The 25,891-nt window shown below is 52.8% G+C and carries 23 protein-coding genes; 5 read left to right on the plus strand and 18 right to left on the minus strand.

Features of this window, described 5'->3' with window-relative positions; all coding sequences use genetic code 11:
- Positions 1–25: 25 nt before the first annotated feature.
- From MKX63_RS29850 to MKX63_RS29875, 6 genes are all read right to left on the minus strand, one after another.
- Positions 26–436 (minus strand): DUF350 domain-containing protein, encoded by a 411-nt coding sequence (locus MKX63_RS29850; RefSeq protein WP_341022306.1) that lies wholly within the window; start codon positions 434–436, stop codon positions 26–28.
- 129 nt (positions 437–565) lie between these two features.
- Positions 566–1,231 carry a PspA/IM30 family protein gene (locus MKX63_RS29855; protein WP_341022308.1) on the minus strand — a complete coding sequence of 222 codons (666 nt, stop codon included), beginning with the start codon at positions 1,229–1,231 and terminating at the stop codon, positions 566–568.
- Positions 1,232–1,299: 68 nt separating this feature from the next.
- Positions 1,300–1,650: a prenylated flavin chaperone LpdD gene (gene lpdD / locus MKX63_RS29860; RefSeq protein ID WP_341022310.1), complete on the minus strand. Its 351-nt coding sequence runs from the start codon at positions 1,648–1,650 to the stop codon at positions 1,300–1,302.
- 87 nt (positions 1,651–1,737) lie between these two features.
- Entirely contained in the window at positions 1,738–2,670 is a 933-nt protein-coding gene (locus MKX63_RS29865) for a dihydroorotate dehydrogenase (RefSeq protein WP_341022313.1), read from the minus strand.
- Positions 2,663–3,367: a dihydroorotate dehydrogenase electron transfer subunit gene (locus MKX63_RS29870; RefSeq protein ID WP_341022315.1), complete on the minus strand. Its 705-nt coding sequence runs from the start codon at positions 3,365–3,367 to the stop codon at positions 2,663–2,665. Before MKX63_RS29870 ends, MKX63_RS29865 begins: the two co-directional genes overlap by 8 nt.
- A gap of 86 nt (positions 3,368–3,453) precedes the next feature.
- The gene (locus MKX63_RS29875; RefSeq protein WP_341022316.1) at positions 3,454–4,494 is read right to left on the minus strand and encodes an NADH:flavin oxidoreductase/NADH oxidase; all 1,041 of its coding nucleotides are present in this window, start codon (positions 4,492–4,494) and stop codon (positions 3,454–3,456) included.
- A gap of 173 nt (positions 4,495–4,667) precedes the next feature.
- Here MKX63_RS29875 and MKX63_RS29880 point away from each other — a divergent pair, with 173 nt between their 5' ends.
- The gene (locus tag MKX63_RS29880; RefSeq protein WP_341022317.1) at positions 4,668–5,564 is read left to right on the plus strand and encodes a polysaccharide deacetylase family protein; all 897 of its coding nucleotides are present in this window, start codon (positions 4,668–4,670) and stop codon (positions 5,562–5,564) included.
- 218 nt (positions 5,565–5,782) lie between these two features.
- Here the strand turns inward: MKX63_RS29880 and MKX63_RS29885 are convergent, their stop codons facing one another.
- The gene (locus MKX63_RS29885; protein ID WP_341022319.1) at positions 5,783–6,466 is read right to left on the minus strand and encodes a 3D domain-containing protein; all 684 of its coding nucleotides are present in this window, start codon (positions 6,464–6,466) and stop codon (positions 5,783–5,785) included.
- 300 nt (positions 6,467–6,766) lie between these two features.
- Between MKX63_RS29885 and ppk1 the strand changes: the two genes are divergently transcribed.
- Complete coding sequence (gene ppk1 / locus MKX63_RS29890) at positions 6,767–8,887, plus strand: polyphosphate kinase 1 (RefSeq protein ID WP_341022321.1); 2,121 nt, start codon at positions 6,767–6,769, stop codon at positions 8,885–8,887.
- Here the strand turns inward: ppk1 and MKX63_RS29895 are convergent.
- The 4 genes from MKX63_RS29895 to MKX63_RS29910 form a co-directional block, all read right to left on the minus strand.
- Positions 8,835–10,361 carry a Ppx/GppA phosphatase family protein gene (locus MKX63_RS29895; protein ID WP_341022323.1) on the minus strand — a complete coding sequence of 509 codons (1,527 nt, stop codon included), beginning with the start codon at positions 10,359–10,361 and terminating at the stop codon, positions 8,835–8,837. The two genes, ppk1 and MKX63_RS29895, sit on opposite strands and share 53 nt — an antisense overlap.
- Positions 10,362–10,469: 108 nt before the next feature.
- Positions 10,470–11,192, minus strand: coding sequence for an amino acid ABC transporter ATP-binding protein (locus MKX63_RS29900; RefSeq protein ID WP_341022324.1), 723 nt, complete (start codon positions 11,190–11,192; stop codon positions 10,470–10,472).
- A complete protein-coding gene (locus MKX63_RS29905) occupies positions 11,179–11,838 on the minus strand; it encodes an amino acid ABC transporter permease (RefSeq protein ID WP_339314715.1) in 660 nt (219 codons plus the stop codon). The genes MKX63_RS29900 and MKX63_RS29905 overlap by 14 nt, the downstream gene beginning before the upstream one ends.
- 135 nt (positions 11,839–11,973) lie before the next feature.
- Positions 11,974–12,798, minus strand: a complete 825-nt coding sequence (locus tag MKX63_RS29910) for a transporter substrate-binding domain-containing protein (RefSeq protein WP_341022326.1) — start codon at positions 12,796–12,798, stop codon at positions 11,974–11,976.
- Positions 12,799–13,032: 234 nt separating this feature from the next.
- On the opposite strand from MKX63_RS29910, the gene MKX63_RS29915 reads away from it, so the two are divergent.
- Both MKX63_RS29915 and MKX63_RS29920 read left to right on the plus strand, forming a co-directional pair.
- Positions 13,033–14,796, plus strand: a complete 1,764-nt coding sequence (locus MKX63_RS29915) for an alpha-glycosidase (protein ID WP_341022327.1) — start codon at positions 13,033–13,035, stop codon at positions 14,794–14,796.
- Positions 14,789–15,160 carry a nuclear transport factor 2 family protein gene (locus MKX63_RS29920; RefSeq protein ID WP_341022329.1) on the plus strand — a complete coding sequence of 124 codons (372 nt, stop codon included), beginning with the start codon at positions 14,789–14,791 and terminating at the stop codon, positions 15,158–15,160. The genes MKX63_RS29915 and MKX63_RS29920 overlap by 8 nt, the downstream gene beginning before the upstream one ends.
- Before the next feature lie 352 nt (positions 15,161–15,512).
- Here the strand turns inward: MKX63_RS29920 and glgA are convergent, their stop codons facing one another.
- Both glgA and glgB read right to left on the minus strand, forming a co-directional pair.
- Entirely contained in the window at positions 15,513–16,949 is a 1,437-nt protein-coding gene (gene glgA / locus MKX63_RS29925; RefSeq protein ID WP_341022330.1) for a glycogen synthase GlgA, read from the minus strand.
- A 45-nt stretch (positions 16,950–16,994) separates the two neighbouring features.
- The gene (glgB, locus tag MKX63_RS29930; RefSeq protein WP_341022332.1) at positions 16,995–18,911 is read right to left on the minus strand and encodes a 1,4-alpha-glucan branching protein GlgB; all 1,917 of its coding nucleotides are present in this window, start codon (positions 18,909–18,911) and stop codon (positions 16,995–16,997) included.
- Positions 18,912–19,127: 216 nt separating this feature from the next.
- On the opposite strand from glgB, the gene MKX63_RS29935 reads away from it, so the two are divergent.
- Positions 19,128–20,348 carry a glucose-1-phosphate adenylyltransferase gene (locus tag MKX63_RS29935; RefSeq protein WP_341022334.1) on the plus strand — a complete coding sequence of 407 codons (1,221 nt, stop codon included), beginning with the start codon at positions 19,128–19,130 and terminating at the stop codon, positions 20,346–20,348.
- Between the two features lie 107 nt (positions 20,349–20,455).
- On the opposite strand, the gene MKX63_RS29940 is transcribed toward MKX63_RS29935, so the two are convergent.
- From MKX63_RS29940 to MKX63_RS29960, 5 genes are all read right to left on the minus strand, one after another.
- Positions 20,456–21,877 (minus strand): sensor histidine kinase, encoded by a 1,422-nt coding sequence (locus MKX63_RS29940; RefSeq protein WP_341022336.1) that lies wholly within the window; start codon positions 21,875–21,877, stop codon positions 20,456–20,458.
- Entirely contained in the window at positions 21,874–22,572 is a 699-nt protein-coding gene (locus MKX63_RS29945) for a response regulator transcription factor (protein ID WP_076079320.1), read from the minus strand. Before MKX63_RS29945 ends, MKX63_RS29940 begins: the two co-directional genes overlap by 4 nt.
- On the minus strand, positions 22,565–23,872 hold the full coding sequence (locus MKX63_RS29950) for a hypothetical protein (RefSeq protein WP_341022338.1): 1,308 nt from the start codon (positions 23,870–23,872) through the stop codon (positions 22,565–22,567). The genes MKX63_RS29945 and MKX63_RS29950 overlap by 8 nt, the downstream gene beginning before the upstream one ends.
- Positions 23,873–23,905: 33 nt before the next feature.
- Complete coding sequence (locus tag MKX63_RS29955; RefSeq protein ID WP_036726471.1) at positions 23,906–24,631, minus strand: phosphonate ABC transporter ATP-binding protein; 726 nt, start codon at positions 24,629–24,631, stop codon at positions 23,906–23,908.
- A gap of 89 nt (positions 24,632–24,720) precedes the next feature.
- Positions 24,721–25,881, minus strand: a complete 1,161-nt coding sequence (locus tag MKX63_RS29960) for an MFS transporter (RefSeq protein ID WP_341023354.1) — start codon at positions 25,879–25,881, stop codon at positions 24,721–24,723.
- Positions 25,882–25,891: the final 10 nt, after the last annotated feature.

The raw sequence follows: 25,891 nt of genomic DNA on the forward strand, positions 1-25,891 counted from the left end.
CAGATTGGTACGCTAATCCTTCTTCTTATCCGCGGATAAAGGCCGCAATAATCAATGCTCCCGTCACATGCAGCGAGCCTGCCATCAGGCCGTAGCCGACCTTGCCAAGCTGGGTGCCATGATCCAGTTCAAGGTTCCCCCACCGGCTCAGGAGCTGCTCTACCGCCTTCTCCAGCACGAATAACAAGACAAAAGATACTATTGAGACTATAAGGGCGGTCCCGAGCCGGTTCGCCGCAGCAATGGATGCCGATAAAATATAGCCTTGTGACAGCAGCTTCAACACCAGCCGGGTAGTCACAGCCATGTTCCCCGCCTTCAGCTCTTCCATATCATTATAACGGGTAAACAGCGAATCCACGAGCATCAGCACACACAGCAGCACTGCGCCGCTGACCGTCCATACTACCATGGACACCAGGGTATCGAAATCCATTACTCCAGCCCCCGCTTGTTCATATTTCCTAACAGGTAAGACAAACATAAAGCGAAGGGGAAACCGCGCGTTCTGTCTCCCCTTCGCCTGTGGACAATTGCCTAAAGTCCGGCTTCTGCCAATATGTTATTATTTCTCGTATTGCTTCATCAGCGCAGCCAGCTCATCTTCAACCGCCTGGTCTTTGCCCAGCTTCTCGAACTCATCATCCAGCGATTTGTTGCCCGAGCTCATCTCGTTGCTGGCTTCTGCCTGTGCTTCGGCCTGCAGCATCTTGTCTTCCATCCGTTTGAGTCCGGCAGAAGCAGAGTCGGAGCTGAAGCCGCTCATCGCTTTGTTGATTTCGGTCTGCGCCTTCGCAGCGTTGTAACGGGCAACGAGTGTCTCCCGCTTGTTTTTCATCTGGGTAAGCTGTTTGCGCATTTCGTCGAGCTTGCCGCGCAGGTTGTCTGCGGAAGCCTTGTTCTGGTCGAAGCTGGCCTTGTACTCTACAAGCTTGGCTTCTGCCGATTTCTTCTCTTCAAGGGCACGGCGGGCCAGATCGGCGTTACCGGCCTGAGCGGCTGCATGAGCTTGCTGATTACGCTTGTTCACCAGCGCTTCCTGCTCTTCGTACAGCTGTTTGAATTTCTTCTCAATAGCGATCTGGGCAGCTACCGCTTTCTCGGCATCCTCCAGATCCTCCGTCATGTCACGAATGTACTGGTCGGTCATTTTAACCGGATCTTCTGCTTTATCAATAATCGCATTCACATTGGACATGGTCAGATCACGCAATCTTTTAAATATAGACATGGTTCATTCCTCCAAAAGTAAAGTTAGTGGTTCAATGGTATCTTTTACGCAGGGAGATGAGGATCGTTTCAAAAATTTCTTCCGGCCTTCTGCACTAAATATTGCTCCACCTTATCATTCACAATATTTACGACCGCAAGAATGCCCTCTTTGCTCAGATCGTCATAGTGAATGCCCATCACAACCGTGACTGTCCGGTTCAATGCGGCGGCAGCCTTCAGCGCAATGGCTTCACTGATCGTATGCTCCTTATGATGGGGAACGGCAGAGGTCATCACCCGCGCGAGGTCTCCGTCCATGTACGCCGTGCTTGCCGCACCAATATGGCGTACTCCCCCGGTAATCAGCAGCAGCAGATCGCGGCCTACCTCGGTCTCGGTCAGCACAATATCATCAGCATGCACCGGATTCGTTGTCAAGCTGAATTCCCCTCCCTTTATATTAACCATAGGCTGTAGAAATCTCTCATTCTGCGGCAAAAAGATCATTGTATACCGGCCTGCTGCCTATACAATACCACGGATCTCATCCAGTGAGGAAATATTCTCTTCCTCCATAAACTGCTGCAATTCTTCTACAAGCGTACTGCCCGCCCGCAAATTCATGAAGTTGTAGGTACCAACCTGTATTACAGTCGCCCCTGCCATAATAAATTCAATAATATCCGTAGCCGAAGTGATGCCTCCCATGCCGATTACCGGAATAGTTACCCTGCGGGCCACCTGATGCACCATACGCAGAGCCACCGGCTTAATCGCCGGTCCGGACAATCCCGCATAGAGGTTATTGAACACACTGCGGCGGCGGCGGACATCAATCTTCATCCCCGAAATCGTGTTGATCAGAGAGACGGCCTCCGCGCCCTCTGCTTCGCACATCACAGCCATCTCTGCGATATCCTCGGCATTCGGCGACAGCTTCACGGCCAGCGGCAGGCTTGTAGCCGCACGGACCGCACGGACCACTTCCTGTGCCGCAGGAGTCTTCACGCCAAAAGCAATCCCGCCCTCCTTCACGTTCGGGCAGGAGATATTCAGTTCAATCATATCCACGGCCGGCTTCCCGGCCAGAAGACGGGCATCCGCATCCCGCTGGATCAGCTCCGCGCCCAGTACATAATCCGCCAGCGTGTTGCCGCCCAGATTCACGATACGTGCGGTATCCAGCGTCTCCCAATATGGCAGCTCCTTGGCCAGAAAGGCCTCTACTCCCGGATTCTCAAGCCCTACACTGTTCAGCATCCCGGAAGGGGTCTCATAGACGCGGATTCCGGGATTACCGGCTTTGGCATGAAGCGTAAGACCCTTGCCGGAGATACCGCCCAGCAGGGACACATCGTATAACCGGCCATATTCACGGCCGAAGCCGAAGGTGCCGGAAGCCATGACAATCGGGTTCTTGAAGGACACACCGGCAATCGTTGCAGTTGTATTAATCATGGAATAATACCTCCTCAGCCAGGAAGACAGGACCGTCTGCACAGGCTTTGCGTTGCCCGTCCTTACAAGAGACGCTGCAGACCAGGCAGGCGCCGATGCCGCAGGCCATCCGGTTCTCCAGGGACAGATAGACGGCGGGGCGCTTGCCCCCAGAATCTGGAGCAATGCCCTTGAGCTGTGCAGCCTTCAGCATCGGATGCGGGCCGCAGACGAAGATATGGTCATACGCCGAGAAATCCACGCTGTCCAGAATCAATCCGCCTACATCGACGGTCAGCTCAGCAGCCAGAGGACGGAAGGCTTCGGTACGGAAAGGCTCGCGGCTGAAGCCGAGATAGATATCACTTCCCGGAAGCTTTTGCGCACAATAATACAGCGGAGCAATTCCGATCCCCCCGCCCACTAGCGCTACCTTGCCTTCGACCTGCGGGAACCCTGTACCGAACGGTCCCTCCAGCTCCAGCGGATCGCCCGGATTCAGTGCGGCAAGGATCTCTGTTCCTTCGCCCACTACGTGATACAAGAATTCAACACCGTTATCATTCACCTGATGTATGCTAAGGGGTCTTGACAGCAGCGGATAGGCTCCCCATGCCCGCAGCATGTAGAACTGACCCATCTCCCCACTGTTTCCCCCTTCAACTACCAGGTGGTACACTCCTTCAGCCAGCCGCTCATTACTAATCACCGTCGCCACGTTATCAAGCTCCTTCAAATTTAATCTTATTAACCATGCCTTAGAAGGAACTTAAAATCTGTGACATTATTCACAAATGATGCCCTCTATTTCTTGTTCCAGATTCCGCGTACATAAGGTGCGGGCAGATCGGACGGATCAATACCGCCCAGTGCCTCAGCAGCATGAAGCGTCCAGTACGGGTCACTGAGCAGGCCTCTGCCTACAGCTACAAGCTCTGCCTTCGCCTCCGTTATCACCGCCTGCGCTTCCTCATAGGACTCCAGACGGCCTACAGCGATAACGGGGACCTGTAATCCGCTGCGTATGTATTCGGCAAGCCCCACCTGATAAGCTGACCCTGCATTCGGGCCGCCATTCGAGCCAATCGGCCCCTCCCCGCCCGAGGATACATGGAACAGGTCTACGCCTGCCTCCTTATAGCGGCGGCAGAATTCCAGCGCATATGCTTCATCATAACCGCCCTCCACGTATTCCTTGGCGGACACCCGCATGATTAGCGGCATTTCAGCCGGCAGCACCTCACGCACTGCCTCTACCACCTGTTCCCCGAACAAGATGGGGTCTTGTCCATACTCATCATCCCGGATATTGGAGAGCGGGGAATGGAACTGGTGGATGAGGTATCCATGGGCTCCATGCAGCTCAACCGTATCGAACCCCGCTTCAACCGCACGCCGCGCCGCTTCCCGGAAGGCGATAATCTGCTCCGTAATCTCTTCACGGCTAAGCGCCTTGGGCATCGCATAGGTATCATCGAACGGGATGGCCGAAGGTGCAACCGGCGGGGCAGCATCGACGGCCTTACGGCCGGCATGTCCGAGCTGGATGGCAATCTTAGCACCATGGGCGTGAACGGCATCCGTCAGCCGCTTGAACGCCGGAATCTGCCCGTCGTCCCAGATCCCGGTGTCCCGGCTCGTAATCCGCCCATCAGGGTGAACTCCGCTCATCTCTACAATAATGAAGCCGCATCCCCCGACAGCCCGGCTGACATAATGCACATGATGCCAATCCGTTGGAATACCGTCCTGCTTCTCAACCGCATACTGGCACATCGGCGGCATAACCACGCGGTTCTTCAGGGTTAAAGCCTTAAGTTCATAAGGTGTAAACAAATCAGCCATACTTGTCTCCATCCTTCCCGTATCTATGATCCATCTCAGTATACAACGATTTGGGGAAGTGATAAATCTTTGAATACTCTGCGGACGGTACGGCATAAATTCACGGCTGCTTGGAAATAACAACCCTTATATTCTAAAATAACCGGACCGTGGTTGGAGGAGGCTTCGTTCTGATGAAACTGGCAATATTCCGCCGCATAGTGCTGTTTATATCCGTCATTGCCCTCGCCCTGTCTGCACCGGCTGCCGAGCTTGTGTCTGTCTCTGCAGCTGCGGCAGATAGTCCTGCGCCAGTGCCTGCACAAGAGATCCGGCCATCGTCCCGGCCACAAGCTTCTATTGAAGACGAACCGGCGGTGCCGGCCGGATCGGCGGCCTCCCAATCTTCAGTCAGACACCCTAAAAAAAGAAAAGGCCTCTCCCTCAGCCAATTGCTGCGCAAATACCCGGAGACTCTCAAGACCCAGGGTCCCCGCCGTAAAATGATCGCACTCACCTTCGATGATGTGCCAGATCCGCGCTTCACCCCGCAGCTCCTGGATGTGCTGCGCAAATATAAAGTCAAAGCCACCTTCTTCGTGGTCGGCAGCCGTGCGGAGAAGCATCCCGCCCTGGTAGCACGCATGATCCGCGAAGGCCATGCCATCGGCAACCACTCCTATAATCACCCTCAGTTCAGCAAGCTGAGTATGAATGCGTTCCGCATCCAGATTATCCGTACGGAGAATATTCTGCAGCTGCTGGCCGGATACAAGCCGAAGCTGATCCGCCCGCCATATGGCGATATCAATGAGCCGCAGGTTAAATGGGCGAAGTCGCATGGCTATAAGCTGGTGAACTGGAACGTCGACTCCCTCGACTGGAGAGGCCTGTCCAAAAATCAGGTCAAGCAAAACATTCTCTCCCAGGCTGGCAGAGGGGCCATTATTCTTCAGCACGGGGGCGGCGGCAGAGGCAGTAACCTCCAAGGGACGCTGCAGGCGCTGCCTGAGATCATCGGCATTCTGCGGCAGCGCGGATACAGCTTCGTGACCGTTCCCCAGATGCTACAGGTCAGCAAGAGCAAATAACCGCTTGATCATTAGAGTCCTAATGCAAGTGGAAACGGCTTTGCCGTCCTTTGAAGGACGGTACCGTTTCAGCGAGAAATAGAAGGATCATGTATAGCGAAAAACATATAAATCCTTATATTTTAAAAAGGAAACAAAACCGGCGGATGCTGCCTGGTTTTGTTTCCTTTTCATGATTACGTATTGTGCTTGATCTGGTACAAAGGCTCATTATTGGTTTATTCAATAATATATAAATTTACATACTGAAAACCGAAATCGGCTACAAAGCTCTGGCTGCCCGGAATAAAGATATCGATCCGGTTGCCCTTGATCGCACTCCCCATATCCGTCGCTGTCGCTACGAAGGCTTGCTTCGGAAGGCCCGGATGGGTATACCCGGTTACGAGTACCTTCGTTCCCAGCGGAATCACGCTCGGATCAACGGCAATGGTTCCGAGCTTCAGCGCATTGCCGAAATAATCGACTGCGCCCCACTTGCCATTCTCGCTGGCTGCCGAGGAATAGGCGGAAGCCTTGACCTGCAGCACTTTGGCGTAATTGAATTCTTTGCCCCAGGCTTGAACGGTATTGGTCGCCGGCTGCACACTCAGGGCTTGAACTTCTGCTGCGTCCACAGCTTCTACTGAAGCTGCTGCAGTATTGGCTACTGCCACAGTCTTGGCTTGAACATCACCCGGAATCGTGAATTTCAGCCCGGGATAGATATTTAGCGCTGAAATCTGCGGGTTCGCATTCATAAGTTTCTCTACGCTTATGCCATAATGATTGGATAGAGTATAATAGGTAGTAGTCTCTCCAGCGATATGTACGCTGTCGGCTTGAACGGGAGCTGCGTGAAGCAAGGTGCCGAGTCCCAGTACGGCCGCCAGGGCGGTGATGGCTCTGATCTTGAGTTTCATGAATTGCCTCCTTCAATGGTGACGCCAGGTTTGTAAACTAACAGTAATGAATATATCACAACTTTGTAACCATTGGCTATGTTTTTGTGGCAATTGGAAATAATTATCCCAAATAAAGCGTTACCACCGATATAAATATTACATATTCTTAATCATTATTAAGGGACCCGGCATAAATATGCCATGTTTCCTGAATTTTCGCAAAAATTTTACACAGTTTTAACATTTCTCACGCAAGCAAATAGTAGAATGAAAGAACACGATATCTTAACTAGACATTGAAGCAACCTTGGAGGGTCCATGAACGTGAATACAGATGAGAAAAAAATCAACAATATTAGTCCTGCAACAGCCTATCTTAACCGTGACCTCAGCTGGATCGAGTTCAACCGCCGGGTGCTCGGCGAGGCACAGGACCCGGAGAACCCGCTGATTGAGCGGGCTAAATTCCTGGCCATAGTGTCCAGTAATCTGGATGAGTTCATCAGTGTCCGGGTAGCGGGCATTCAGGATCAGATCCGGGCGGGATATTCCAAAAAGGATTTCACCGGCTATACGCCCTCCGGCCTCTATAAACGCCTCAGCAAACGGGTGACCAAAATTGTCGCCGACCAGTACCGCACCTTCAAGGATATTTCTCGCAGCCTGCATAAAGAGGGCATTGTGTTCGTTGATTATGAAGACTTAACACCGGCACAGGAGCAGGCAATTGAGGAATACTACCGTGATATTATTTTCCCTGTGCTGACTCCGATGGCCGTCGACCAGAGCCGTCCGTTCCCGCTGGTCCACAGCCAGTTCATCTATCTGGCTGTCGTGCTGACAAGGAAGAACAGCCAGGAGGAGGAGCCTTACTTCGCCATTCTGCAGATTCCGTCCAATCTGCCGCGCTGCATTCCCTTGCCGCACCGCTCGAACAGCAAAAAACGGCAATTCGTATTCATTGAAGATGTGATCCGCCATCATATTCAGACCTTGTTCAGCGGTTATGATCCGGTAGCCGTCAGCGAATTCCGCCTGACCCGCAACTCCGACCTGACGATAGATGAAGAAGGCGCGGAGGATCTGCTGGAGGAGATCGAGAAGGAGCTCCGCAAACGCCGCCGCGGTGTGCCTGCCCGTCTGGAAGTACAGAAAGGTATCCATCCCTATGCACTTGAGCAGCTACAGGCTGAATTCGAGCTGGAGGACTTCGTCTTCGAGATCGAAGGTCCGCTTGATCTCGGCTTCCTGCGCAGCTTCACCAGCAGTCTGAAGGGCTTCAGCTATCTGCTCAATCCGCCTGTCGAGCCGATGTACCCGGCGGAATTCGATGAGAATGAAGATTTCTTCGAAGTGCTGAGCCAGCGTGATGTTCTGGTCTATCATCCGTACGAATCCTTCGATGCCATGACGGATTTCATTATCCAGGCCTCCGAGGATGAGCAGGTGATGGCCATCAAAATGACGCTGTACCGGGTCAGCGGCAATTCTCCGCTGATAGCAGCCCTCGCCAACGCAGCCGAGTCCGGCAAGCAAGTTACGGTGGTTGTGGAACTGAAGGCGCGCTTTGATGAGGAACGCAATATCGCCTGGGCGCGTAAGCTGGAGCAGTCCGGCTGCCACGTGGTTTATGGTCTCGTCGGTCTCAAGACCCATGCCAAGGTAACGCTGATCGTACGCCAGGAAGGCTCCGAGCTGCGCCGTTATGTTCATGTGGGAACAGGCAACTACAATGACAGTACGGCCAAGGCCTATACCGACCTTAGCCTGTTCACCGCCAATCATGAGATTGGCCTGGATGCGTCCGAGCTGTTCAATCAGATGACAGGCTACTCTGCCAATTACAATTGGAACTCTTTCATCGTAGCACCGACTAACATGAGCCTGTCGCTCCAGAAGCTGATTCTGCGTGAGGCGGAGCATGCCGCCGCAGGCCGGCCTGCGCGGATTATCGCCAAGATGAACTCCCTGTCGAACCAGGAGGTCATTGATTATCTCTACAGCGCAGCCCAGGCGGGAGTGTCCATCGACCTGATCGTCCGGGGAGTCTGCTGCTTGCGTCCGGGAATTGAAGGCCTCAGTGAGCGCATTACGGTGCGCAGTATTGTGGACCGCTTCCTGGAGCACTCACGTATCTATTACTTCGAGAATGGCGGCGATCCCGAGGTCTACCTGTCCAGTGCCGACTGGATGACGCGCAACCTGACCCGGCGGATCGAATTGATGTGTCCGGTCAAGGATAACAGTATCCGCGATCAGATTGTCAAGATTCTGGAGCTGTCGCTGATGGACAATGTCAAATCCAGCTTCCTGCAGCCGAACGGATATTATGAACGGATCGACGACAAAAAGGCCCCGCTCCGGAGCCAGTTCGCCGCTATGGATGTTACCCGCTGGAAGGGAAGCCGAGCTTTACCTTCACCGACCAAGCATTCCTGAAGGCTTTGAGCGCATTCTCAATGTCCTCCAAGCCGATAAGCACCTGTCCGCCCTGAAGCTCCAGATCCAGCGTATGATTATGCAGACGGGACTTCAGCCCGCTGACAATGCCGATCTCGGTGCTGTCCAGCGCAATGCTTAACTGCACTAATGTACCCAGCTTATGAATCCATTCCTCGTCGGAAGGCAGCAAAATGTCCTTATGCATCAGGGACAATTTCTGCTTCCGGCTTTTTGTGCTGTAAGAAGCGATGTACGCGCTAAGAATCAGCTGGCGGTGCGTCAATCCGCGGATGGGTGAATTCATGAGCCAATAGTGGGTGTGCCGCTTGGATTGATAATAGTTAATGTTGGAGCCTGTCCGGTGCAGCATAATCGCCACATAGATTAGCATCTTCTGCTCGTCCCGGTCCCCTTCCGGCTCAAAGGCTCCCAGCAGGCTCAGCGCCAGCTTGTTGATATGGTCGAGATGCCGCTTAGAGGTGCGGATATCGAAGCGGATAATCGTATCCAGGCTGTATTCCAGCGCGCTGTCACGCACCGGCTGCTCCGGCTCCAGCAGATCATGCAGCATGCCCTCACGCAGGCCTTCCCCGCTGATCAGCGCCCGGCTGGCACCAATGTAATGATAGACGGTATGGAAAATAATCAGCCCGGATACGATGATATCCGCCCGGCTTTTGGACAGACCATCCAGGTCCTTACGCTTCTCAAAGGGGGTTACGGGCAGAACCTCCATAAACCGTTCGATCGTCTCGTTCTCCAGAACATAGCCATGGGAATTAGGCAGCGAATAATCGCGGTTCCGCTGATCGAGCTTCGCCAGTGAGCGCAGCGTTCCTCCCAGCCCGTATAGCGGAAGTCCTGTGCCCGCCGATAGCCAGTCATGCTCCACCAGCCTGCCGGTTACGTATAATTGCAGCTTGCGGATCTGCTCCGCGTTCCAGTTGCCGCCCTGGCTGAACATCTGATTCGTGTTAACCGCACCGAACGGGAACGAGATACTCTGCTGATAACGCCGTCCGCGGAATAAGGTCACCTCGGTACTCCCTCCGCCGATATCAATCACGAAGCCGTCCTGGACATCAAAAGCATTGATCACCCCAAGAAAGCCGAAATACGCCTCCTGATATCCGCTGACCACTTCAATAGGAATGGACGAGGCCTCGGACAGGTAGCTGATGATCTCTGCAGAGTTCGCTGCATTACGGATGGCGGCTGTGGCGCCTGCGCGGATTTTCTCTACTTCAAAATCATCACAAATCTCCTTGAACTGCTGAAGAACAGGTATGATCGTATTCATATCCTTCTTCTCCAGCCGGCCTTCCTTCGTAATCTTCTCGCTCAAACGGGCAGAGTACTTACATTCCTTGATGATTTTGTAGCCGCCTGCCTGTGTCGTGTCATAAATTACAAGTCGTATGGAGTTGGAACCAATATCAATAATGCCGATCCGGCAAAGATCATCTCTCATCTGTATGTACTCCTTTTCAAGTAGATTGATCATTTGTATACTATATCAAACATTGTGCACTCCGCCAAAATAAAATAACCCCATACGGTGGGGTTATTAGCCGGCCTGCTATAATACCTTGCTGAGAAAATCGCGCGTGCGGGCATGCTTGGGATGACCGAACACCTCTGCCGGTGTCCCCTGCTCCACAATCACTCCGCCGTCCATGAACAGGATACGGTCCCCCACTTCACGGGCGAAGCCCATCTCGTGCGTTACAATCACCATGGTCATGCCGTTCACCGCCAGCTGCTTCATAACCTCAAGCACTTCACCGACCATCTCCGGGTCCAGTGCCGAGGTTGGTTCGTCGAACAGCATAACATGCGGCTGCATAGCCAGCGCCCGGGCGATGGCGATCCGCTGCTTCTGTCCGCCGGAGAGCTGGGCCGGATAAGCATCGCGCTTGTCCTCAAGGCCTACCGTACGCAGCAGCTCCATCGCGAACTTCTCCGTCTCCGCCGCCTGTTGCTTCTTCACCTTAAGCGGGGCGAGCATTATGTTCTGCAGCACCGATTTGTGCGGGAACAGGTTGAACTGCTGGAACACCATGCCCATTTTCTCGCGGGTCACGTTGATGTCATGGCGCTTCGCGGTAATGGATTGACCCTCGAAGCTGATCTCGCCGCCTGTGGGCTGCTCCAGCAGGTTCAGACAGCGCAGAAAGGTGCTTTTGCCCGATCCGCTGGGGCCGATGACTACAACGACCTCGCCCTTGTGAATATCCAGATCAATGCCCTTCAGGATGTCCAGCTTCCCAAAGCTCTTCCGCAGGTTCTTAACCTCGATCATCCGTGTTCAGCCTCCGTTCCAATATACCCAGCAGCTTGGATAGTGTGAATGTCAGTACGAAATACATGATGGCAATAATAACATAGGGTGTCAGGCCCTCATACGTAATCGTTGTAATGGTCTTCGCCTGAAAGAACAGGTCTGCAACCCCGATCATAGACACAATTGAAGATTCTTTGATGATGGTAATAAATTCGTTACCGATGGCCGGCAGCACGTTCTTAATCGCCTGCGGCAGCACGATGTAGCGCAGCGTCATCCCCTGCTTCATTCCGAGTGAACGCGCTGCTTCAACCTGACCGCGGTCTACACCCTGAATCCCCGCGCGGAAAATCTCCGCCAAATAAGCTGAACTGTTGATGGTTAATGTAATCGCACCGGACTGGATCGGCGTAAACTCAAGTCCAAGCTCCGTTAACCCGTAGTGTATCAGAAACAGCTGTACCAGCATCGGCGTCCCGCGTAAGAATTCGACCCATGCGGTTGCGATAAAGCGCAGTATTCTCCATTTGGACATCCGCAGGAGCGACACCAGGATGCCGAGTACGAAACCGAAGAATACCCCCAGCACTGCAAGCAGCAGTGTGTACTGCAGACCGGATAAGAATAAATTGCGGTACTCATAAGCCATATCGAATACATTCATTGCCCTCAGACCCTCCTCTTCTCAAAAAAATAGAAAACGGCGGATCACCGCCATTTTCTTAATGGTAAAGCATGATCCCGCAGCCAGCTGCGGGCCTATCCTGATCTCTGCTATCCGCATACGCGGCTTCGCGTATTATTTGCTCTCCGCAAGCTCGCTTGCTGCCGCTACGAATTCATCAATCTTGCCTTCGGAGTTCAGGCGTCCGAGTGTCTTATTCACTTGATCGAGCAGCTCGGTGTTGCCCTTCTTCACGCCGATGGCATAGCCGTCATCTTCAACCTCAGGCTTGGCATCGGTGATTACAAGGCCCTTGACGTTCTTCACAAAGGACTTGGCCACAGGTCCTTCCATAATGGAAGCATCTACCCGGTTCGACTGCAGCTGCAGGACGATTTCGGAGATTTTGCTGAGGGAGGTCAGCTGTGCGCCTTCGATGCCCTTAGCGATACCCTCCTGGATGGAACCGGTCTGAATTCCGATCTTGGCGCCCTTCAGTGCGTCCATGGTAGCGAATTTGTCCTTGTCTGCTTCACGCACTACGACAGCCTGCTCTGCCTTATAGTAGATATCCGAGAGGCCTACAGCCTCAGCGCGTTCCGGTGTAGGGCTAAGTCCCGAGATGACCATATCGATCCGGCCGCTTGCCAGCTCATTCAGCAAAGAGTCGAACGGAAGATCCTTAATCTCCAGCTCCTGGCCGAGATCAGCGGCAATCTCCTTGGCAATCTCGATATCGAAACCAACAATCGTATCCTTACCTTCAACCATCTTGTGGAATTCATAGGGAGGAAAGTCAGCGCTTGTGCCCATAATCAGCTTCTTGGCCGGTGCCTCTGTGCTTGCAGCACCGCCATTCCCGCTTGCTGCGGTGTTGTTCTTATCGTTATTAGAGCCGCATCCGGCCAAGAGTCCTGCTGCCAGCAGCAGTCCCATTGAAAGTTTACCCCATTTGTTCATTTGTCCCGTCTCCCCTATTCTATTTATGTTCTCTCTACTGTTCCGTCTCATTGACCGATTTATTATAAATCACTTCGTATGAATATGCAAAGACAATTTTGTGACAAAAACCTGTTACAGCGACAAAAAAATGCACATCCTAAGAAGGTGGTATATAATACTATCTACTATAGATTATCTCCAATTACCGCATGAATCATTACAGCTTCCACCCAATTTGCAGGAGGTGCTACTATGCTGCTTGAAGCGATGTACCATGTTCCCCGTGACAAATGGGCCTATGCCTATGATACTGAAACGATTCATCTGCGTGTGCGCACCAAACGTGATGATGTGGACTACGTAGTCGCCCTTACCGGCGACAAGTACGATTGGCAGCATACTTCTTATGACATTATCATGGAGAAGGCTGCCTCCGATGACAAATTCGACTACTGGGAAGCAGCGGTCCGGCCCAAATATAAGCGGCTTAGCTATACTTTTCGCGTGAGTAAAGGTATGGAGACGGTCTATCTGCTTGATAACGGGATCCGCTCGGAATGCCCGCCCCCGCCGAATCACTTCTACGAATTCCCCTATATCCACGGGATCGACTTGTTCCGGGTTCCTCCCTGGGCGAAGGATGCGGTGTTCTACCAGATCATGACCGAGCGGTTCGCGAATGGCAATCCCCTGATTAATCCGGACGGCACGCAGCCCTGGGGCGGCAAGCCCGAGCTGAATAATTTCTTCGGCGGCGACCTTCAGGGCGTGCTGGACCATCTGGATGACCTGCAGGAGCTGGGCGTCAATGCCCTCTATTTCACCCCGCTGTTCGTCTCGCCTTCCAATCATAAATATGACATCGTGGATTACCGGAGAGTCGACCCGCATTTTGGCGATAATGAGCTGCTGAAGCAGGTCGTCGAAGAATGCCACAGACGGGGCCTGCGCGTCATGCTTGATGCCGTGTTCAACCATTGCAGCGACCAGTTCCCGCCCTTCCAGGATGTTCTGGCCAAGGGGGAATATTCGGTCTACCGGGACTGGTTCCATGTGAACTCTTTTCCGGCTGAGATTGTGGACGGCATTCCCACCTATGATACGTTCGGCTTCTATGGCAATATGCCGAAGTTCAACACCGCCAATCATGAAGTAAAATCCTATCTGCTGGAGGTGGCCGAATACTGGATTAAGGAGATCAAGGTGGACGGCTGGCGGCTGGATGTGGCCAACGAGGTGGACCATCACTTCTGGCGCGATTTTCGCAAGGTGGTCAAAGCCGCGAACCCGGATGCTTACATCGTAGGCGAGGTTTGGAGTGATTCCTTAACCTGGCTGCTCGGCGACCAGTTTGATTCGGTGATGAACTATCCCTTCTCGGGGACGGTGCTGGAATTCTTCAACGGCGGGATGGACGGCATCACCTTCGGTCACCGGATCGGCGGCCTGCTCATGCGTTATCCGCAGCAGACGAATGAGGTGGTCTTCAATCTGCTCGGCAGCCATGACACCCCCCGCCTGCTCACCGTGCTCGGTGAAGACAAACGGAAGCTGAAGCTGACGGTCGTCTTCCTGTTCACCTTCATGGGCACTCCCTGCATCTATTACGGCGATGAGATTGGCCTGACCGGCTATGAGGACCCGGATTGCCGCAAATGTATGGAATGGGAGCAGAGCAAGCAGGACCGTGAGCTGTATGACTTTTACCGGAGGATGATTAGTTTGCGCAAGGAGCATAAAGCCCTCCGCGAAGGCCGCTTCCGGATTCTTCAGGCCAGCGAGCATGACCCGTGCATCGTCTATGAGCGTGCAGATGAGCTGATCCACTTCACGGTCTGGATGAACAACTCACCGCAGCCACGCACACTCAGCCACCCCATGGAGACCAGTGACTGGCTGGATGCGCTAACAGGTGAAGCGGTTGCTCCCGAACGCGGGATGATGAACGTGGCGCTGGAGCCGTATGAGTACCGGATTCTTTTCCGGCATATTGTGGAGGTGGAATCAAATGATTGAACGTGAGCGGCGGATCAGGCAATATTTCGATTCATGGATTAACAAGGACAATTCTATATTAAGTACCATTTTTGATCCCAACATTGTATATACCGAAAGCTACGGCCCTCAATATCGGGGATTTGACACCCTGTTGTTGTGGTTCGAGGACTGGAATACGCGTGGTACGGTACTCAACTGGACGATCAAGCAATTTATTCATCAAGGCCATATGACTGTGGTGGAATGGTACTTTAAGTGTGAGTATGATGCTGTGACCGATGCGTTTGACGGAGTCTCTATAATCGAATTTAATCCCGGGAACCAGATCGTGAGCCTAAAAGAATTCCAATCCAAAATTCCGCATACTTATCCGTATACATGACTTGAATTTTGTTATTTCTTTAATGCTACTTGTTTAGTTGGAAAAACGTATCTTAATTTCGCCAATTCCAAGCGCTGGCAGTAAATAGTTGGAAAAAAGCATCTATTTTCGCTGAATTCCTTAAAATGAGGAAGTTTGGGCTAATTAAGTGTCTTTTTTCTATTTGCTTCGGAGGATGAGTTATTCTTTCCGTTAACAAGTGCCTAAAATCCAACTGTTCCCTCTGCCTATAGTACAATCCCCCTTGTAATTATAGTTCCTCGTATCCAGTGAACCAAGTGCAACAGAAAAAGGCATCCCTTAGTTCATGATGAACTGAGGGGTGCCTTTTCCATCCTGATCCTGTTATTTCCTATTCCGCTGGAGCGGCCGTAATGTTGTTATAAATATCAATATACTGCTGTGCAGATACGTTCCAGCTATAGTCACCGGAGAATGCGTTTTTGGCTACTTTTTTCCAGTGCTCAGGCTTGTGGTAGAATGATACGGCGCGGCGGAGCGTGTGCATCATATCATGGGCGTTGTAATCCTTGAAGGTGAAGCCGTTGCCCTCTCCGGTATATTCGTTGTACGCCTGCACGGTGTCGTTCAGTCCGCCTGTCTCACGGACCACCGGAATGCTGCCGTAACGAAGCGCGAGGAGCTGGCTAATGCCGCAAGGCTCGAATTTGGACGGCATCAGGAAGATGTCGCTGGCGGCGTAGATTTTGCGGGACAAAGCATCACTGAAGGTAATCTGTGACGACAGCTTGCTCGGATAACGCCACTGCGCCTCGCGGAACCAGCGTTCGTAGACCTCATCCCCCGTTCCCAGCAGCACGAACTGAATGTCATCATAGTACAGCAGCTCATCCAGCACACGGGTCAGCAAATCCAGTCCTTTGGAATCGACTAGACGCGTAACCATAGCTACCATGGGAATATAAGGAGCCACCGGCAATCCAAGCTCCTGCTGGAGTCCCAGCTTGTTCTCGGCCTTTTTGGCCAGGTTGGAGCGGTACTTGGTGAAGATTGCCGTGTCACTGGACGGATTATAGCTCTTGGTATCAATTCCGTTCACAATGCCGCTCAGCGCGTCAGAACGCGAAGTTAGGAGACCATCGAGGCCATAGCCGTAGTATGGGGTCCGAATCTCATCGGCATATGTCGGGCTGACAGTAGTGACATGATCACTGTAGACAATCCCGCCCTTCATATAATTCACATTCCCGTAATACTCTACGCCCAGGAAATAGCTGTCATCCAGACCCAGCAGCTCACCCAGCACCGTATATGGAAAGACTCCCTGATACAGGAGATTATGTATGGTGAATACCGTACGCATCTCACTGTAGAACGGATTATGACGGTAGTGCGCCTGCAGCAGCAGCGGGACAACCGCAGCATGCCAGTCATGGCAATGGATCACATCCGGCTGGAAGCTAATCGCCGGCAGGCATTCCAGCACCGCCCGGTTGAAGTACGCGAAGCGCTCCCCGTCATCCATGTAGCCATAAATCCCGTCACGGCCGAAGTAATACTCATTGTCGATGAAATAGACGGGAATCCCTTCAAACACCAGCCGTTCGATCCCGCAATACTGATTGCGCCAGCCAATCGGGACCTCCAGCGTAGCGACATGCTCCATCTGTGCGGAATACTTCTCAGGAATTCCTTTGTATTTGGGCAGAATTACCCGGACATCGACCCCAGCCGCCTTCAGGGCCTTCGGCAAAGCGCCGATGACATCGGCCAGTCCGCCTGTTTTGATAAATGGATGGGCTTCCGCTGCGGCAAATAATACTTTCATTCCATCTCCCCCTTATATAGTGGCTTTTTAGAATACTTCCTGACCTTAAACGGTCTTGCGGCCGGACTTCTTTAGCACCAAAAAGCTCAGCGGGGACAGCGTCAGCTCTATACTGTTCACCTGATTATGCCACTCCGTCTTGGTGCTCTTCTGCGGCTCATTATGGAAGCCCGATCCGCCGTATAGGGTGCTCTCAGAGCTGAATAATTCCTCATATACGCCCGGGCGCGGCACGCCGATGCGGTAATGGCGGCGCTCCACCGGCTGGAAGTTGATGATAATGAGCAGTGTATCTACCGGACGTTTGCCTCTGCGGATATAGGATACGACACTCTGCCCGCTATCATCGGCATCAATCCACTGGTAGCCTGCCATGTCATGATCGAGCTCCCACAGTGCTTTTTCGGCAAGGTATAGCTTATTCAGCGCAGCTGTATACGCCTGCATCTGCCGGTGGCTCTCATAATCCAGCAGCAGCCAGTCGAGCTGATCCTGATCCTTCCATTCAATGAATTGCCCGAACTCTCCGCCCATGAACAGCAGCTTCTTGCCCGGATGGCTGATCTGATATCCGAGAAGCTGGCGCAGACCGGCGAATTTCTGTTCATAGGACCCCGGCATTTTGTCCAGCAGCGATTTCTTGCCGTGAACCACCTCGTCATGTGACAGCGGCAGAGTATAGTTCTCGGCATACGCATAGCATATCGGGAAGGTCAACAAATTATGATGATACGGGCGTGATCCGAAGTCCCGTTCTATGTAGCCCAAGGTGTCATTCATCCAGCCCATATTCCATTTGTAGTTGAAGCCGAGGCCCCCTTCATGCACCGGTGAGGTTACGCCCGGCCAGGCACTGGATTCTTCCGCCATCATGAGCGCCTTCGGATAATACTGGAAAATCGTCTGGTTAAGCTGCTGAATGAACCGGATGGCTTCCAGATTCTCCAGCCCGCCATGCTCATTGGTCCGGTACTGATGGTGCTCCTTCTCGAAATCAAGCCGCAGCATACTCGTAACCGCGTCCACGCGCATGCCGTCAATATGATACTTCTCGAACCAGAACAATGCGTTTGAAATTAGGAACGATGAGATTTCCGGCTTGCTGAAGTCAAAGGACAAGGTGCCCCAGCCCGGCTTCTCCGCCAGCATCGGATCGGCATACTCATACAGCGGCGTTCCGTCGAAGAGGCGAAGACCATGGGCATCCTTGGCAAAATGGGCCGGAACCCAGTCCAGAATGACCCCGATGCCTGCCTGATGCAGCTGATCGATCAGATACATGAGATCCTGCGGTTCTCCGAAACGGCTGGTAGCGGCAAAATATCCGGTTCCCTGGTAGCCCCAGGACAGATCATAAGGATGTTCAGCCAGGGGCATGAACTCCACATGGGTATAGCCCATTTCACTCAGGTAAGGAATCAGCAGACTGCTGATCTCAAGGTAAGTATAGAGTTCGCCGTCTTCCTTTTGCCGCCAGGTGCCCAGATGCATTTCATAAATGTTCATGGGTGCCTGATACGGACCTTTACTCTTCCGCCGCCATGCCGCGTCCCCCCATTTGTAGCCGTCCAGATTCGCCACAACGGATGCTGTAGCCGGACGCACTTCTGCGTGGAAGGCATAAGGGTCAGCTTTGAGGAAGCTTGTACCATCTGCTCCTGTAATCCTGTATTTGTAAAAAGTTCCCGGCTCCATTCCCGGGAAAAAACGACTCCAAAATCCTGAATCGGGTATCTTATATAACGTATCAAGATCAGATGTTCCATCCCAGCTGTTATGATCTCCCGCCAGTCCTACATATGCCGCATGAGGAGCCCACACGGTAAAGCGAACGCCGGCCTGCCCTTCTTGGACGGCAATGTGCGCGCCAAGCATCGTATAGCTGCGATAATTCGTGCCCTCATGGAACAGATAAATATCTTCAGCGGACGGGAGGTTTTCTGTTTTTGTTAAATCGGCCAAATCATCACCACCTTAGGATATAGGATGCACCTATTACATTACCCGAATATATAGATTTTGAAAATGATTTTGAGAGAAGTCCGGGCAATTTCTGAATATTGAAAATAAACATGTAATTTTTCCACAGATGCAGCAATATAATTCACCTATGTCGTTTCAAGCGCTTGTTCTGAGTGTATATTACAAGCATTGACAAAAAAATGGGAGGGATAACAAATGAGTAAGAAAGAATGTATCGCCATGCTCCTGGCGGGCGGGGAAGGCCGCAGATTGGCCCCCTTGACTTCCAGCATGGCTAAGCCTGCAGTCCCTTTCGGCGGACAGTACCGGATTATTGATTTTCCCCTCAGCAACTGTGTGAATTCCAAGATTGATACCATCGGAGTACTTACTCAGTACGAAGCAGAATCCTTGCATCAGCATATCGGTGAAGGCGAGCCTTGGGGGCTGCATAGCCGCAGTGACCGGGGTGTAAGGCTGCTCCCTTCAGGGATTGAAGGCAGAGACAGCTATACAGGCACCGCTGATGCTATTTATAAGAATATTGAATATATAGACAGTCAGAGCCCGGAGCATGTACTTATCCTGTCTGGAGATCATATTTACCACATGGACTACCGCAAAATGCTCGATTACCACATCGCCAAATCTGCAAAAGCAACAATTTCGGTTATGGAGGTTCCTTGGGATGAAGCGAGCCGCTTCGGTGTGATGAACGTGGATGAAGATCTCAAGATCTCCGAATTTGCCGAGAAACCAAAAGCTCCGAAGAGTAACCTGGCGTCTATGGGCATCTATCTGTTCGAGTGGTCCTATTTGAAGGCTCATTTACTGCAGGATGCTGCGAATGCGGAGTCTGGTCATGATTTCGGGAAGGATGTTATTCCGTCCATGCTTGATGCAAGCGACGAACTGTTCGCTTACCGCTTCGAAGGCTACTGGAGAGATGTGGGTACCGTTGGCAGCCTCTGGGAAGCTCATATGGATCTGCTTCAAGAGGACGGCTTCCAGCTTGATAACTCCCGCTGGCCGATGTACAGCCGCGCACCACGCACCAAGCTGGCTGCGATCAGACCCCGAACTCAAGCTGCTTCAGCGGATTGCCTGATCCACGACACCTGCCTGCTCGAAGGCAGCCCGCAGCGGTCGGTCATCTTCAGCGGTGTGGAGATCGGCAAACAGAGCAGAATCAAGCAAAGCGTGGTAATGCCGGGTGCCCGCATTGGACGCGGTGTGCTGATTGAACATGCTATTATCGGTGAAGGTGCTGTGATCAAGGACGGGGCTGTAATCAAAGGCAGTGCAGACAACATCGTGGTTGTCGGCCCTCATGAGATTGTAGCTGCCAAGCCGCTGGTCCGTACTCAGCCTGCCCGCCTGCTTCAGGAGGTCTATGAAAAGGCCGGCCGCCTGCGCGCGGAAGGAATGCCTTCATAAACAATCGTTCAGCAACATCACTCAGCCCTAAGGGCTGCTACATACAAAGGGATACAGCTCCGGTCCGCCCGGACGATAGCTGTATCCCTTTTGTAAAATATAAGAAATTATAGGTTACCGGGACGGGCGTTCCCCTGCTGGCTGTCATCCAGCGGCAGAATGACGGTAACCTGAGTACCCTTACCCAGCTCGCTGTCCATTTCCAGCTTGCCGTTATGAAGCTCTACAATCTGCTGGGAGATCGCCAGCCCGAGGCCTGTCCCCCCGTTCAGGGCATCGACCTGGAAGAAGCGGTCCCGGACTCTGGACAGATGCGCTTCACTAATGCCAATACCACTGTCACGAACAGTGACTGCCATCTCGGTACCGGATAGACGCTCTGCCGACAGCACGATACTGGAATCCTCCGGCGAGAACTTCACTGCATTATCCACCAGATTGAGGAAGACCTGCTTGAGACGGTTGGCATCCCCCTTGATAAAGATCGCCTCCTCGCATTCCAGCTGCAGATGAATCCGTTTCTTCTCAGCCTTCGCCCAGATATTAAGCAATGTCTCCTGCAGAAGAACCTTAATATCCACCTGCCCCATCGATAACTTCATTTGGTTCTGTTGCAGCTTCGAGAAGTCGAGGATTTCTTCCACCAGCCCGATCAGCCGGTCACTCTCCCTGGAGATAATTCCGACCCCAAGCTTGGTTTCTTCGGGGTCATAGCCTCCGGAAACCAGCGTCTCGCTCCAGCCCTTGATGCTGGTCAGCGGAGTGCGCAGCTCATGAGAGATCGAGGAGATGAAATCATCCTTAATCTGGTTGCTGCGGACAATCTCGTCCGCCATATAGTTGAGCGTTGAAGCGAGTTCGCCGATCTCGTACCGGTAATCGCCTTTGATCCGGGTCGTGAACTTGCCCTTCGCCATCTGAGCCGACACAGCCCTGATATTATTCAGCGGACGCACAATCGAGTTGGCGAGCCCGAAGCTTAGCAGCAGCACGATCGTGAGGACTGCCACCCCGATGCCAATGGAGAGCAAAGTAAGGTTAAGCAGATTACTGTTCACACCTTCCATCGATGTCAGATAGCGCAGGACATAAGTATCATGGGCGGTAATCTGCACCATTTTGGATACCGCCATGACATTCTCATTGGTTCCGGCCTGGCGCCCCACCCAACGTCCGATACTGCCGCCTACTGCCTCGGGAACATCACTGGTGGTAATCGTCCGGTCCGGCTGGAACCCGGTTGAGCTGGTAATAATATCCCCTTTAAGGGTCAGGACCTCCAGCTCGGTAAACTCCACATTGAACAACCTAAGCAGCTTCTGCAGTTGGGCCTGTGAGCTGTCTCCTGAAAATTCATATTTCACCAATGTCTCGGCCACACTGATATGCGTGGTGATTTTGCTGTAGATACTGTTGTAATAATAGGTGCGGATCGACAGCAGGAAGATCGTCTCGACCAGGAGAAGCGCTACAAAGACTACAAGAATATAGTGCAGTACGATCTGTCTGCGCATCCCCTTCTTAATCATTGTACCTGGCCTTTCCATTTATAGCCGTGTCCCCACACCGTCTGCAGGTATTCAGGCTCCGATGGATTATTCTCGATTTTTTGGCGCAAGCGGCGGATATTGACGTCAACGATCTTGGGGTCCCCCATATATTCCTTGCCCCAGACATGATCAAGCAAGGAGTCACGGCTGAGCGGTGTATTCTCCTTCTCCAGGAAAAACTGCACCAGCGAGAACTCTGTTGGGGTAAGCTCAATGGCTTCCCCGCTCCGCTTGAACTGCTTGGAGATCAGATCCAATGTGAACGGACCCGACTGGAACGAAACCTTGGCCGACTGCTCGCGGTGAACATTGACCCGGCGCAGCAGCGACTGGATACGTGCGATCAGCTCAGTGGGACTGAACGGCTTACTGACATGATCATCTGCTCCCACGGACAGCGCATAGACCTTATCCTGCTCCTGTACCTTGGCTGTCAAGAAAATAATCCCCAGCCGTTCATTGGTCTCCCGGATGCGTCTGCATACCTCAAAGCCGTCGATGCCGGGCACCATCACATCCAGCAGTGCGATATCAATATCATGTATAGTGGTCAGCTTGTGCAGCGCCTCGTTACCGTCTGCCGCCTCCAGCACCTCAAAGCCATTGCGCTTCAGGTTAATGACAATAAAACTGCGGATGGATTCTTCATCCTCCAATATCAGTACTTTACTCATCGATTCCCTTCCTTTCAATTGAGGATTTGATTCGTCCGTCCTCTCCTCCGATTGTACTCTGTTCCAGTTCTCCCCGGTATCCAATCATCTTATCCAGATCGCGTCCGAGCAGCTTCCAGCCGGTGTTCTTCACATTGTCCCATTCCACAGGCGAGAAGAATTTCACTTCAGCGACCGTCTCTCCGGTATCCGTCATGATGAATTTGAGTGATTTGTTCTGAACCGACTTCGTGTCCACCGTCACCCGCTCCTGCCATTCGGGGGCAAAGTTAATGGTGAACCGGTCGAGCGGATCATTGTAGAGCTGGGTACTGAAGGTCAGGCCGTCTTTCCCGTCCCATTTGTAATAAGAATTGAAATAAGGAATGGTCTCAGGATCGAAATACTCCCAGCCCTTGGGGGGCACCAGCAACCCTATCTCTATAATTCCATCCGAATCAATATCCTCGCTGACAATTCTGCGGTCCTTGAAGGTGTGGCTATCCCCTGGAATAGCGACACGCAGCTTATTATTCTCCATTACAACTAAGGTTGTATAAGCAGAACGCGCATCCACAGCAGAATCCAGAACTATACCTTCTTTATTTGCAGCTACTTTTCCTGAGACAATATTGTAATAACTATTGAAATAGGGGTCCAGATCGTCGAGTTCATCCAGCACCTTGAAGCCGTCATTATACTGATAGGTAGTTATTGTAGCGAATTCATTACGCTTGAAGTACACCACGGTAATATCCACGATCCCGTCTTCATTAAGATCATCGATGATATATTTGGTATATGGCTTGGTCAGAATCTCTTCCAGCACTCCCCCGGAATAACTGTAGACAACCATGCCCTTCACACCCTTATCTTCCGTGCGGGAATAACCGGCAATAATGTTAAGCTTACCATCACCAGTTACATCCTGAAGATCTACAGAATCAAGGGCGTTGCCAACACCATCGAATGTAAGCTTCTTGACCCAGGTGTCCCCCTGCTTCTCCAGAATCATCCCGTGATTAACCACGGCCTCATTCTTCGTCTGGTAGAACACAAGCGTCTCCATCACGCCATCCCGGTCCAGGTCCTCTGTAAAAATAGAGCTGTTATCATCATTGGCCGGACGGATCAAGGTGCCATCCAGCGCCTTCAAGGAAGAGTTGATGGCTGCCATCAGCGAAGCCTTGTCCGCAGGCAGCTGGGGCACCCTCATCTGGGATACCGGATCGCTGATGAAGGTGCAGCCTGACAAGGCAAACAGCGACAGGGCGGCTGCGGCAAGTCCTCCCAGAACACGCATACGCATATTCAACTTCATTTACGCTCTCCTTACTGAACGCCTTGCCTTAGTTCACAGATGCAGCCGCTCCTGTGAGGTCAGCCGGCGTCCTTTGACATCATGCTTAATTCTTCCGTCCTCCAGTACCCACAGACGGCTGGCATAACGCTCGGCCAGCTCAATCGGCAGCACCGTAAGCACGGTAAGTCCTGTCTCCTTGCACAGATTGCGGAGGGTCTCCAGCACATTCTCCGCAGTCTTGGGGTCAAGGCCCGTCACCGGCTCATCCGCCAGGATGACCTTGGCTCCGTGAACCAATGCCCGGGCAATAGCTACACGCTGACGTTCACCGCCGCTGAGCTGGCCGGACTTCAGCTTAGCCTTGTCCAGCAGACCGAGCAAATCGAGCTGGTCCATCGCCCCCATATAATCATCCGAACGGACCATGCCTGTAGCCATCCGCCACAGCGGCGTCTGGGAGGCCTGTCCGATCAGTACATTCTTCAGTGCAGTGCGGTTCGGATTCAGCTCCGCATTCTGCTCCAGATAGGCCCATTCCCGGCGGATTTTACGTTTGCCGGCGAAGGGGCTCTTCATAATATCCTGCCCATCTACCCTGAAATTCCCTCTGTCCCACTTCTCACGCAGGGCAAGGCAGCGCAGCAGTGTTGATTTCCCGCTGCCGCTGGCTCCCAGCAGCGCTACAAATTCTCCCGGTTCTAATTGAAATCCGATATCCTGAAGCACCGGTGTTTTATCTTCCCCGACCGCTTTGGCCAAATGTTCAACTGTAATCATAGGTCAGCCTCTCCTGTCTTCGACTCTACTCTATAGTGTACTCTGAAAGCGGGATCAAATTCCATGCGAGCATTCGTTCTTATTCTACCTTATATCGTCTTCCGTGGCGAGAACAATAACCCTGCCAGCCCAAATACAATATACAGCCCGCCCATCACGGCAAACACACTGCCGCCCCAGCCGAATTGCAGCAGCAGCCCGCCGATGCCCGGACCCGCTATACTTCCCAAACTATAATGGAAGGAAGCAACCACGTTGGCAGCGGGAAGCAGCTTGCGCGGCAGGATATCGGCGGCATAGCTTAATCCTAGCGAGAAAAAGGAGCCGACAAGTCCCCCGGCTACCATCAGCACTAGCAGGGTGAGCAGGAAATGGTCGCCGGTAAGCGGAAGCAGCGTGAAGGCCAGGCCTCCTCCTGTCCCCGCAGCAATCAGAATGGCCTTGCGGCCAAAGCGGTCGCTCCATATGCCAAGCGGCAGCTGGAGCAGCAGGCCCCCGATGCCTGCAAAGGGCAGCAGAGCGGCAATCTGGTCTGCACTGAACCCGGTGCGCAGCCCGTATACCGGGAAGCTGCTGTTCAGGCTGGCTTCCATATAGCCGTATAGCAGCGCCGGAATCAGTGCATACCAAGCAAGCCGGTAGCTCCGGCCGAACCTGCTCGCCTGGCCTTCGCTATGATCCATAGCTTCCGGCCGTGAGTCAGGCAGCTTGAAGCCGACAATCAGCAGCACGATCACGAACAGCAGAGCTGTAATCAGGAACGGTGCGGACTGTCCGAACCGCAGCAGGCTGATGCCCAGCGGTCCGAGGCTGAAGCCCAGTCCGTAGGACATCCCGTAGAGCGACAGGTTCCGTCCGCGGTGCTCCGCCGGTGTCATGAGCAGCACCCAGAGCTGCGCGGCGTAGTTCACTGCCGAATCGCCGATCCCGACAAGCACGCGGAGCACGAACCAGATCTTCACGCCGGTAAGAAGCGGGAACAGCAGCAGTGATACCAGCACAAGCGCGAGACCGGCGGCGATCAGCTTCTTGAAGCCGATGGCGCCAAGCACCCGCTCCGCAATCAGGGTCATGGCGAATGAGCCTACATACAGCGCAGCCCCATTAAGTCCGTTCAGCGAGGATGATACGCCTTCCTGCTCCAGCAGAATAGATAAGACCGGCAGCAGCATCCCCTGGCTCAGCCCTGCCAGAATAATCACAGCAATCAAAATCGAATAATTCATTCTGCCGCTCTGTCCATGCGGCATCGGTGTGGAA

It is taken from the genome of Paenibacillus sp. FSL R7-0179 (assembly GCF_038002265.1).
Lineage (GTDB): Bacteria > Bacillota > Bacilli > Paenibacillales > Paenibacillaceae > Paenibacillus_AQ.